Origin of the sequence: Conservatibacter flavescens (genome assembly GCF_002795425.1) — a bacterium.
In the GTDB taxonomy this organism is placed as follows: Bacteria; Pseudomonadota; Gammaproteobacteria; order Enterobacterales; family Pasteurellaceae; genus Conservatibacter; species Conservatibacter flavescens.
Genome location: NZ_PHHA01000013.1, coordinates 47,724 through 59,349, shown reverse-complemented (window position 1 = coordinate 59,349; position 11,626 = coordinate 47,724). Strand labels below are relative to the sequence as shown.

Below are 11,626 nucleotides of genomic sequence, written 5' to 3'. Positions count from 1 at the left end.
TTGGTCTGTGCTTCCCCGTTGGATTTGATTTTGTCCGGTGACAACGTTTAACTTTTTCCCCGTCCAAATACCCGCATTAATTTCCGCTTCACGGGCTAAAATATCTGTATAATCCACCCGGCTATTGTCCATGCCTTTGCCGCTTACTTTTACTTTTCCTTTTTCTACGCGGTAGCTGTCAATATCGCCTTGATGGATTTGGGGTTTTCCGGTGGTAATCGTGGCTCGGTCTGCATTGATAATCCCACAGCCGTCACAATGTAACCCGTTAGGGTTGGCGATAATCACTTCGGCTTTTTTCCCTGCCACTTCCACATAACCTTTCATCACACTCGGGTTATTCGACGTGACTTCATTTAAAATCACTTTGGCTTCCCCTCTGGCTAAATAAGGGTTGCCTTGCACAAGGCCGGCTTGTTGGGTTTGAGTGGCTTTGCGGCTGTTATTTAAAATGGCACCTTTTTCGGCCACGTTGAAATCATGGTATTTATTATGGGAAAGGCCTTTGTCATTTGGGGTTTGGATATTGACTTGAGGAAGGCCATTTGCGGTTTGGAGAACAATGGGCTGTTGGGATTTCGGGGCATTGGGGTCAGCTTTAATAATGAGGGTTTCGGCCAATGCGTTGGAAGAAAATGCCACAAATCCTAAGGCACAATATAAACTAAAAATTAAGGGTTTTAACACCGCACTTTGGTGTCCCAATCCTCCCGTTGATTCGCTGTGTGCTTTACCCGCCGATTTAGCTAATTCGGAGGTGACGACAAGGCGTTGTAAGGTGCGACTAAAGATAACGCGGAAGATTTGGTTGTTCATAGTTTTATCCTTTTATGCCCTAAAATTAAAAGCTTATACCGACATTAAATCCAGTAACAGTGTTTGATGTACGGAATCCCTCTGGTTTACGTAATGGACGGCCAATAAAAAAGTCATAATTGAAATATTTCCAGCCACCTCGTAACCCGATGGCAGTGCCCATGAGGTGATGTCCTAGTTGCATACCGTCGCTGTGTCCTGTCACGCGACCACCGTCTAGTGCAAGGTATAGCCATTGTCCTTTATGGGCGATATTCCAACTGAGATCATTACGCCATAACCAGCCACGTTCGCCAGAAAGTGTTAACTCGCCATCAAAACCACGTACGGTATAGCGTCCACCAATGCTCATTTTATCTTGCTGAATTAGTCGTGTTTTATTCCATTGCGCCGACCAACTGGTATTAAATATCAATGATTGTGAGCCGATAGAAAATGGTTGGGTAATATCAAGGCCTGCGGTAATAATTTTTGGTCGAGAGGTGCCTTCTCCCCACATTTCTTCATTTGCAGGCAATGCGCCACGCGCACCGGTACCGCGTTTATAGTTAGCGCGTAATTCTAAAGTTGTAGTGTTAAAGTATTCTTTATGGTTGAATCCTGCTTCCCAGCCAGACATGCGACGGCGTTGAACGCCAATTTCGCTATTATCTACATAGTTTTTTGAGTGTCGTGACCAAAAGCTACCGGAAAGCGTTGTTTTACGCGCAGAGTCACGATATAACATATAGGATAACGTCAATTTAGTATTTTGGGTTTGTCCAGCATAAAGATAATTGTTGTCAAAGGCGCCAAAGACTTCTTGATGATAACGGCTATCAGAGTAAAACGCGCTAAACTGCCAATAGCCAAATGGAATAGAGTAGTAAAGGGCGGTGCTTTTGCTGCCACGTGTACCATCTTCATCAGTATGTCGTTTTAAGCTATGGGTAAAACTGGCATAAAATAAGTCATTCGCTGAAAAAGGATTATCTAAAGATAAGGTTGCAGAACCTTGCCATTTACCTGTTGTTTTAGAACCTGAATCATCTAAGGAAAGATTTAAGCGAAAAGGAAATTGTTGTTGATAATGAATATTTAAATCGCTTTCTCCTAAAATGGCATCATCGCCGGTACTCGGTAAGATTTCAATATTGGCATCTGCAGTGGGGACGCGCTTTAAATTTTCTAAGGATTGTTCAATATCCCTCACATTCAATATTTTTCCTTTGGAAAAAGCTAATCCTGTCCAGCTATGTAAACGTGTAAAGCGAGGAACTGGGCTGCTGTCTGCAACGATAGTTCGGCCAACTATACCAGGAACGACTGTGAGAGAAAATACGCCTTGAGTAAGATCTTGCTCTTGTGCTAATACTCGGGTGGTGACATAGCCTTTTTCAATAATCTGATTTTGTACTTCTTTCATTAATACTCCCAATCCTTCGCCACCAAAGCAATGAGGTAACGTTAGATTGAGTTGTTTTATTGCGCGGGATAATGCCCATTGAAATTTGCTTTGTGTTGTGGTCTGTTGATCAGAATAATCAATTAATTGAATTTGGTGAATAGGGTAGCAAGGGGTTTCGTTTACAGGTAATAAGGAATGGCTAGCTGTGGGTTGCTCAAATCGTACATCAGCTTGGGGAATCAGTTGTTCTGCACGCTGTTCAATTTGTTGTTGGCTACGCTGTTGAGCTTGTGCATCTAATCGGTTGAGTTCAGGTTCTGCGGCAACGGCAATAGATATAGAGATAGCAAAAAATAAAATGCCTTTTACTGTTTTCATTATGTTAAATCCAAAAGAAAAAGAGAATTAAGAGAAATCATTTAATTAAAGAAGTGTAATGTAATTAAAGAAAAAAATAAAGAAAACAAAGGCGTTATTAGGGAAGAAATAATAAAAATGGGATTTCAGATCGTATAAATATGATTCCCCTGCTGAAAAGCAGGGGAGGGAGAATTAAGACGGATAAGAATAACGGGTTTTGGCATCTGCAATAGCCTCTGCCACTCTTAACGGAGACACGCCGCCTTTTGCACAACGTTTGGTGAGACAAGACTCAAGAGATAAAATCTCATAGACATCATCGCCAACCACCTCACTGAATTTACGGAATTCAGGGATAGTGAGATCTTCTAATGCTTTGCCATTTTGAATAGCATATACCACTGTTTCACCAACGATGTGGTGTGAGTCACGGAATGGCACACCTTTCGCCACTAAATAATCCGCTAATTCGGTCGCATTAGAATAGCCTTTTAATGCGGAATTACGTGTGCGTTCCACATTGACTTTGATGTCCTCTAATACTAGGGTTGCCATATCTAGGCAATCGTGCCAAGTGTCTAGCGCGTCAAAAATCCCTTCTTTATCTTCTTGCATATCTTTATTATAAGCCAACGGCAAGCCTTTCACTGTGACTAACATACCGTGTAATGCGCCCATTACCCGTCCGGCTTTACCTCGAATAAGTTCACAAGCATCGGGGTTTTTCTTTTGAGGCATCAGTGAAGAACCGGAGGTAACACGATCGGATAATTCAACAAAATTCGCTTCGCCACTGTTAAAAATAATCATATCTTCAGCAAAACGTGATAAATGCGCCATACTCAGTGAGGCGGCTGCAAGAAGTTCAATAATATGATCACGATCGGATACGCTATCTAAGCTGTTGCGTGTAGCAAAGGCAAAACCAAGATCTTTCGCAAGTTGTTCGCGATCAATGGCATAAGCGGTGCCTGCTAGCGCGCCACTGCCGAGAGGACAGGAGTTCATGCGTTGATAAGCGTCAGTTAATCGGCTGTAATCACGATCCAACATTTCCACATAAGCCATACACCAATGGGCAAAGCTAATCGGTTGAGCACGTTGTAAATGTGTATAACCTGGCATGACTGAGTTCTGATTGTTTTCAGCGGTTTCTACCAGTTTTAATTGTAGCTGACGAATAGACTTTTGTAATAAGGTAACCTGTTGTTTGCACCATAATTTAATGTCAACAGCCACTTGATCGTTGCGGCTACGTCCGGTGTGTAATTTTTTCCCTAAATTACCCACTTTATCAATTAATTTACTTTCTACCCAGCTATGAATATCTTCCGCATCGTCTTGTAAGATAACCTCTAGATGGTTAACCACCTCAGCTTTTAGTTCGTTTAAAGCTTGTTCTAGTTGTTGTTGTTCATCGTGGGTTAACACTCCCACGCTGACAAGTGCTTTTGACCAGCCAATAGAGCCGTCAATATCTTGTTCTGCTAGACGGTAGTCAAAGCGTAGGGAATCATTGAAATTTTTAAAACGCTGGTCTGCAGCTTGTGTGAAACGTCCACCCCAAAGTGCCATATTATTCTCTCTTCTATACTGATATATGATTAAGGATTAATTCTTGTTCCGATTATCTCACCTGAGAAAAGTGCGGTCAATTTTTCAGGATATTTCCAGTTGGTAATATCCACTCCGCGATGAAGGATTTTTGCCGCATCCAATGCCGCATTCACTTTAACAATCATGCCATCAGTTATGACATGTTCTTCAATTAATTGCTTGATTTGAGCAGCATTTAATTCTTCGAGACGTTGTTTATTGGCGTCTAAAACACCGTCCACATCAGATAACATGACTAAATCGGCTTCCAGTAACGTGGCGATAGCTGTTGCTGCTTGATCGGCATTAACATTCATTAATCGACCTTGGTTATCCACCGCAATAGAACTGATAATAGGTAGAAAACCGTTACTTAACAAGGTGTGTAATAATACTGGATTTTTGGCAACGACAGTGGCGACATGCCCCAAATCGGGATCGAATTGTGTGGCTTCAACGGTATTGCCATCAGCTAAACTTAATCCAACAGGATTGAGTTCAAATTTAGCGCCTTGTGCAACAAGTGTTTTATTGGCGATACCAGCGAGGGCGCCGACGATAATATCAATTTGATCTTTTGGCGTAACACGTAAACCATTTTTCTTTTTAACAGGGAGATTTAGGCGTTGCATTAAATCGTCTACCACACACCCTCCGCCATGTACAATTAAAAAAGGGCGGTCATTATTTTGTTGGAAATGGGCGAGAGCGGCAAATAAATTTTCCATCGCTTCCGGCGTATCTAACAATACGCCACCAAGTTTTATCACTAAAGGTCTCATTAAATTAATCCTACTGTTTCATCAAAGCCATAGCGAATATTCGCGCATTGTACTGCTTGTGCAGCAGCACCTTTAAGTAAATTATCTTCAGCGCCAATGATAATAATATGGCCATTTTTGGTGGCAAAGCCAATATCACAATAAGGCGTAAACTCTACCGCTTGAATACTTGGTAAGCCTTGTTCATATATGCGAATTAAAGGCTTGTTTGCATAGTATTGCTGATAGGCCGAGTGAATTTGTGTGTCGGTTACACCAGGTTTTAATTTTGCCGTAATTGTTGCGAGAATACCACGTTTAAAATTGCCTAAATGTGGGGTAAAAATGACTTCTGTGCCTAAGTGGGTCGCGATTTCGGGTTGATGACGGTGGTTAAATACACCATAGGCATTGAGACTTACTTCACAAAAACTGGATGTTAATGAGGCTTTACGACCCGCTCCACTTACCCCGCTTACTGCGTTGATAACCGGTAATTGACTAAGATCTAACAGGTGATTTTCAATTAAAGGTTTGAGGCTAAGTTGTGAAACGGTAGGATAGCACCCCGCCACAGCGACCAAGTTTGTATGTTTAATCTTCTCAGCATTCCATTCAGCAAGGCCATATACTGCATTTTTTAATAATTCAGGATATTGGTGTTTAAAGCCATAAAACTCAGTATAAAATGCCGCATTATTGACGCGATATGCGCCCGATAAGTCGAATACTTTACAACCGGCTGCTAGAAAAATAGGGGCTAAGTCATGACTAACTTCATGGGCAGTAGCTAAAAAGACGGTATCAATCGACTGGGCAAGTGCGGTCAGTTTTTCCGTATTTTCTGGCAAAGGCAATAAAGGCAAATCTACAATTTGTTTTAATTTAGGATAAAGTGTAGAAATCGGTTTATTGGCATCTGCGCTATTAGTTGAAACATAAAGTGCCATCAAGTTAAAATGAGGATGACGGGTGAGAATTTGAGCAAGTTCAGCACCAGTGTAGCCGCTTGCTCCAACGATAATGGTGTTTTGCATAAAGTATAACCTATATTTTGATTATTTATGCTTGTATTTTGCATATATATTCAGTTAAATGCAATGATTATTTTTATAGATTAGCCAAGAAAACACATAAAGGAGATTTAATGAAGAAATTCCCGACTTTTTTAGACATGTATCGTGATTTAATCGCGCAGCCAACGATCAGTGATTTAAATGAAAAATTTGACCAATCTAACCGCACTTTGATTGAGATGATGGCAACGTGGTTACAGGATTTAGGCTTTAAAACAGATGTTTTACCAATCGAAGGCAGTCGAAATAAATATAATTTATTAGCAACATATGGCGAAGGAAATGGCGGCTTGTTACTAGCCGGACATACTGATACGGTTCCGTTTGATGAAGGCCGTTGGCAATTTGATCCGTTTAAGCTAACGGAAAAAGACGGTAAATTTTATGGCTTAGGTACGGCAGATATGAAAGGTTTTTTTGCCTTTGTGATTGATGCGTTACAACATATTGATCTCACTGGTTTACAGAAGCCGTTACGGATTTTGGCAACTGCTGATGAGGAAACGACAATGCTTGGGGCCAGAACCTTTGTGCAACATGCCCATATTCGTCCGGATTGTGCCATTATTGGAGAACCCACAAGCTTAAAACCAATTCGAGCCCACAAAGGCTATATTGGGCAGGCTGTTCGTGTAATCGGAAAAAGTGGGCATTCTAGTGATCCTGATAAAGGCATTAACGCGATTGAGCTTATGCATGAAGCGACTGGGTATTTAATGAAACTGCGTGATCAATTAAAAGAAAAATATTACCACGGAGATTTTGCCGTGCCTTATCCCACAATGAATTTAGGGGCGATTCAAGGAGGGGACGCACTCAACCGAATTTGTGCTTGTTGCGAATTGCATTTTGATATTCGTCCATTACCACACATGACATTAACTGATTTAGATGGGTTATTACAAGAGGCATTATCTCCAATGATTGAACGTTGGGGAGATCGTATTGAAATTCGTTCCTTGTATGAACCTATACCAGGCTATGAATGTTCACATTCAGCACAAGTTGTCTCTTTAGTTGAAAAGCTAGTTGGTGAAAAATGCGAAGTGGTTAATTACTGCACAGAAGCACCGTTTATCCAACAGCTGTGCCCGACTTTAGTGTTAGGTCCTGGCTCTATTGAACAGGCACATCAGCCAGATGAATATTTGTCAGCGGCGTTTGTTCAACCGACAAGAGAATTGTTTAAAACATTGATTCAACGTTTATGCAAATAAAAATAAAACAAGTATAAAAGCTATTAATTTTGAATTTTATCTAATTTATTTTTTGTTTTTATTGAATTAATTTTAACTAACTGCGCTTTTTTAAAAAAAATACAAAAAGTTTATTGCAACAAATATATGTTTATTGCATAGTGAAAACCAACGCGAAAGCGGTTCATTTTATAATAATTTTTTTATTGCAAACACATGAGGTAATTTTATGAGCAACTATACATCTTTAGACGATTTTTTAGCGAAAGTAGAGCAGCGTGATGGACATCAGCCAGAATTTCTACAAGCAGTACGTGAAGTATTTACTTCTATTTGGCCATTTATCCAAGCTAACCCAAAATATCAATCTCAAGCATTATTAGAACGTCTTGTTGAGCCTGAGCGTGCTTTTCAATTCCGTGTAGCATGGACAGACGACAAAGGCCAAGTCCAAGTTAACCGCGCATTCCGAGTACAGTATAATAGCGCAATTGGGCCGTTTAAAGGTGGTATGCGTTTTCACCCTTCTGTAAACTTATCGATCTTAAAATTCTTAGGGTTTGAACAAATCTTTAAAAATGCCTTAACCACCTTGCCTATGGGCGGCGGTAAAGGCGGTTCAGATTTCGATCCTAAAGGGAAATCTGATGGCGAAGTCATGCGTTTCTGCCAAGCTTTAATTGCAGAATTATATCGTCATATTGGTCCAGATACTGACGTTCCTGCGGGAGATATTGGTGTAGGTGGACGTGAAGTCGGCTATCTTGCGGGCTATATGAAAAAATTATCCAACCAAGCAGCCTGTGTATTTACTGGACGTGGTTTATCATTCGGTGGCTCATTAATTCGTCCAGAAGCTACAGGTTATGGTTTAGTGTATTTTGCACAAGCGATGCTTGCTGAAAAAGGTGATAGCTTTAAAGGTAAAACTGTCTCCGTATCAGGTTCAGGCAATGTGGCACAATATGCTATTGAAAAAGCGTTGGAGTTAGGCGCAAAAGTAGTGACTTGTTCTGACTCTTCAGGTTATGTGTATGATAAAGACGGATTTACGTCTGAGAAATTAGCTGCCTTGATGGAAATCAAAGAAGTGAAACGTGGTCGCGTGAAAGATTATGCGGAACAATTTGGTTTGGAGTATGTGGAAGGTAAACGCCCTTGGGAAGTGAAAGTGGATATTGCGTTACCTTGTGCAACTCAAAACGAGTTAGAGTTATCTGATGCAGAAAAATTAATTGCTAATGGTGTACAACTGGTTGCAGAAGGGGCAAATATGCCTACCACAATTGAAGCAACAGATGCTTTCTTGGCGGCTGATGTATTATTCGGACCAGGTAAAGCGGCAAATGCTGGAGGGGTAGCAACTTCAGGTCTTGAAATGGCACAAGGTTCACAGCGTTTATATTGGAGCCGCGAAGAAGTGGATGCGAAATTACAAGGTATCATGTTAGACATTCACGCGAATTGTAAAAAATACGGTTCAGGAGAAGGCAAAAATATTAATTATGTGATCGGAGCAAACGTTGCAGGCTTTGTGAAAGTGGCTGATGCAATGTTAGCGCAGGGAGTGTATTAATTTTTAATATAAGCACTCATTAAAATCAGACCGCTCTTTTTGAGTAAATAAGATGATCTGTTCCTAAAAGTTGGAAAATAATCAACAGATTAAGGAACAGATCATTTGCGTGCACCTATTACTCCATTCTTTTTTAGAAAAAGTAATACTGAAATCAGTCATTCTATTACCTCTCTTCCAATATATTTTAGATAGCTTATCTTTGATAATCTATAGCTATTTTGGCCTTATACTTCCTGATCTTACGTAGATTTAGTTTTTTGTTAAAAATTTGTTACTTTGTTTTTAATTAAGTGTTTGTTTCTTTGTTGGAATCATGTATGCTATATTGCAATATAATGAGCTGAAAGGGAATAAATGAGATATGAAATTATTTATTATTCTTCAAGATGTTGTTATTTTTAGATCTAACTGGGCTAATCTAATTGATAAAGAAAATTATTTTTTACTAATTAGAAGTAATAAATTATTACATGTTAAAGAGCAGCTTAATTACTTCAATAAAGTGATTACTTTAACAGAGTATAATCTTAAGAATATATCGAATGAATTAGACGTTATTCTAAACTCTAGTGATTATAAGTGGTCTGACGTTAAAGTATTATGTAATGATGAGTACTGCTTACCTCTTGCGGCTAAATTAAGAGAAAAGTTTAATATAGTAGGGGATAATTCTAATATTATTGCTAAATTTACCAATAAGCTAGTTATGAAAAATTTACTGCATAATAGGGTTAAAAAGCCTAAATATATTGAGTATAACAAAAATGATATTGCTATAGATGAAATAGAAAAAATACTTAACTATCCTATTATTGCAAAGCCAACTAATTTAGCTGCTTGTGATGGAGTAGTGAAAATACATTGTAAAAATGAATTAGAAAGCTGGTTGAATAATAATAAGAATACCAGTGACTATGAATTAGATGAATATATAGAAGGCGTATTATTTCATATAGATTCAGTCATTTTTAATAATGAGATACTAAATGTTTTTGTAGGAGAATACTCTAGCCCTGTTGCGGAATTTATTACAGGAAAAGCCGTTGGGACTAGGATTGTTAATGAAAAAGATAAAAATTATATTAAGCTGATAGAATATAATAGAAATTTACTAGAAATAATGCAAGATTTACCAAATTGTGTTACTCATTTAGAAGTTTTTATTAATAAAAAAGAAGAAATTGTTTTCCTTGAAATTGCCGCAAGAGCAGCAGGCGGAATGATTCCTCAAATGTATCAATTAGCTTATGGAATAAATATTGAAGAAATTCATTTTCAACTACAAATGGGAAAAAAAGTGAATATTCCAATAAATTTAGATAGATATGTAGGGTGGTTATGGTATCCACAAATAGAGGGAATGTATTTAGATAAAAATACGGATTTAAAAATTAAGAGTCAACATATCCTCTATTGGGACATAGATGAAAGAGTAAAACAGAAAAAAGCCGTTTCTATCCGAGATAGGTTAGGAGGGATCATCATACATAATAAAAATTATGAGCAGTTAATAGATGATTATAACTGGCTATGTAATCACTATTTCCCATACAAAAAATCGTTATGATCAATTTAATTCGTTTTTGGATTCCTAATGCTGTAAGTATTGTTTTTCTCAGTTTAGAACTGCCAATCATATCTTTTTTAATGATATCAGCTCCGGTTAATCAAGTGGCTAATTATACAATTGCTGTCGCTTGTTTGATGTTTGCTAATTCATTAATATATCCAATATGTCCCTTTGTTATACAAAATAATCGTCATCCAAAATCATTTTTTATATCAGCTAGTATTGTGTTATTAGTGTTCTCTATTTTTAATATGCTTATATATTTTTATATTGAAGAACAAGAAACTAGATTGATATGTTACATGTTTTCTTTATCTTTATTGCTTATAGGTGCTAAAAGATATTTACAGGCTTGCCATATTCTTTCTGATTCTATTAAAGTTATTTCTAGATCATCTATATATAGAGTTATTCTATCTGTATCATTTTGTTTCTTGTTATTAAATATTGAGTTTTTTGAACGAAAAGATATATCTGTTATTTTTTCTATATTATTAGGTGGTTGTGTAGAAGTGAGTATCCTTTTTAAAGAGTTTATGAAAATAAATAATAAGAATTCTTATAAAGAGATATCAGTGAATTACTCGATAAAGTCTTATATGACACTGATTTTTGTTTCTGCTTCTTATTTGTCTACAAATTTTATACTTATGCATATACTTGTGGATGATTTATCAATGATGAAATATTGGGCAATAATTTTTACTATAATTACTGTTTCAATTTATCCATTGTTAGATAGTGATAGTATTATAATGAAATTTTTAAAGAATAAAGATAGATATATTGTTGAATTTGGTATTGTGGCTTCTACTATTTGCGCAATATTTTTTATATTATTTATTTTTATTTTATTTAATGTGTCAAATGAGGAATATATTAAAAATTTCATCTTATCTCCTATGACAATAATATGCTGTATATTAACGCCATATCTGTGGTGTGCTAGGAGTTATTTTAGAATAAAGTATATTTTGTTAGAGAAGAATACGATTGTGATTCTATTTATCTTACTTTCCTTTGTAGGGTGTTATTTAGCCTCTTATTTCTTACAAATTAAATCCCCCATAATTCTATTTAATTTTGTTATTATATTGGAAATGTTAGGGTATTTAGTGAAAAGTAACTTAATTAAAAACTCATGATGTTAGACTATCTATTTAGTCACTGTTTTTGAGTCGAGGTAGAGATAATGCTTCACTAAATTTACATTATTTTCTATTAAGTTAGATCTCCTCACATTGATTAACTAACCTACCCAAAGAGAATGCGGCATAGACGTGTT

At 37.4% G+C, this 11,626-nt stretch carries 9 protein-coding genes; 4 read left to right on the top strand and 5 right to left on the bottom strand.

Annotated features, from left to right (window positions below; all coding sequences use genetic code 11):
• The 5 genes from CVP05_RS06200 to argC all read right to left on the bottom strand — a co-directional run.
• Positions 1-816 (bottom strand): two-partner secretion domain-containing protein (locus tag CVP05_RS06200; protein WP_133118709.1); only part of this gene is annotated, 816 nt, incomplete at its 3' end.
• 25 nt (positions 817-841) lie between these two features.
• Entirely contained in the window at positions 842-2,581 is a 1,740-nt protein-coding gene (locus tag CVP05_RS06195) for a ShlB/FhaC/HecB family hemolysin secretion/activation protein (RefSeq protein ID WP_100288709.1), read from the bottom strand.
• A 174-nt stretch (positions 2,582-2,755) separates the two neighbouring features.
• Positions 2,756-4,138: an argininosuccinate lyase gene (gene argH, locus CVP05_RS06190; protein WP_100288708.1), complete on the bottom strand. Its 1,383-nt coding sequence runs from the start codon at positions 4,136-4,138 to the stop codon at positions 2,756-2,758.
• 29 nt (positions 4,139-4,167) lie between these two features.
• Positions 4,168-4,941 carry an acetylglutamate kinase gene (gene argB / locus CVP05_RS06185; RefSeq protein ID WP_100288707.1) on the bottom strand — a complete coding sequence of 258 codons (774 nt, stop codon included), beginning with the start codon at positions 4,939-4,941 and terminating at the stop codon, positions 4,168-4,170.
• Positions 4,941-5,957 carry an N-acetyl-gamma-glutamyl-phosphate reductase gene (gene argC, locus CVP05_RS06180; protein ID WP_100288706.1) on the bottom strand — a complete coding sequence of 339 codons (1,017 nt, stop codon included), beginning with the start codon at positions 5,955-5,957 and terminating at the stop codon, positions 4,941-4,943. Before argC ends, argB begins: the two co-directional genes overlap by 1 nt.
• A gap of 110 nt (positions 5,958-6,067) precedes the next feature.
• On the opposite strand from argC, the gene argE reads away from it, so the two are divergent.
• The 4 genes from argE (at position 6,068) to CVP05_RS06160 (ending at position 11,486) form a co-directional block, all read left to right on the top strand.
• A complete protein-coding gene (gene argE, locus CVP05_RS06175; RefSeq protein WP_100288705.1) occupies positions 6,068-7,213 on the top strand; it encodes an acetylornithine deacetylase in 1,146 nt (381 codons plus the stop codon).
• Positions 7,214-7,421: 208 nt separating this feature from the next.
• Positions 7,422-8,768: an NADP-specific glutamate dehydrogenase gene (gene gdhA, locus CVP05_RS06170; RefSeq protein ID WP_100288704.1), complete on the top strand. Its 1,347-nt coding sequence runs from the start codon at positions 7,422-7,424 to the stop codon at positions 8,766-8,768.
• Positions 8,769-9,132: 364 nt separating this feature from the next.
• Entirely contained in the window at positions 9,133-10,338 is a 1,206-nt protein-coding gene (locus tag CVP05_RS06165; RefSeq protein WP_100288703.1) for an ATP-grasp domain-containing protein, read from the top strand.
• Positions 10,335-11,486 (top strand): hypothetical protein, encoded by a 1,152-nt coding sequence (locus CVP05_RS06160; RefSeq protein WP_100288702.1) that lies wholly within the window; start codon positions 10,335-10,337, stop codon positions 11,484-11,486. The genes CVP05_RS06165 and CVP05_RS06160 overlap by 4 nt, the downstream gene beginning before the upstream one ends.
• The last annotated feature ends 140 nt before the right edge of the window (positions 11,487-11,626 follow it).

Coding starts and splice junctions, on each gene's coding strand:
- CVP05_RS06165 (WP_100288703.1), top strand. CDS start 9,133: ATGAAATTATTTATTATTCTTCAAGATGTTGTTATTTTTAGATCTAAC.
- CVP05_RS06195 (WP_100288709.1), bottom strand. CDS start 2,581: ATGAAAACAGTAAAAGGCATTTTATTTTTTGCTATCTCTATATCTATT.
- argH (WP_100288708.1), bottom strand. CDS start 4,138: ATGGCACTTTGGGGTGGACGTTTCACACAAGCTGCAGACCAGCGTTTT.
- argB (WP_100288707.1), bottom strand. CDS start 4,941: ATGAGACCTTTAGTGATAAAACTTGGTGGCGTATTGTTAGATACGCCG.
- argE (WP_100288705.1), top strand. CDS start 6,068: ATGAAGAAATTCCCGACTTTTTTAGACATGTATCGTGATTTAATCGCG.
- gdhA (WP_100288704.1), top strand. CDS start 7,422: ATGAGCAACTATACATCTTTAGACGATTTTTTAGCGAAAGTAGAGCAG.
- CVP05_RS06160 (WP_100288702.1), top strand. CDS start 10,335: ATGATCAATTTAATTCGTTTTTGGATTCCTAATGCTGTAAGTATTGTT.
- argC (WP_100288706.1), bottom strand. CDS start 5,957: ATGCAAAACACCATTATCGTTGGAGCAAGCGGCTACACTGGTGCTGAA.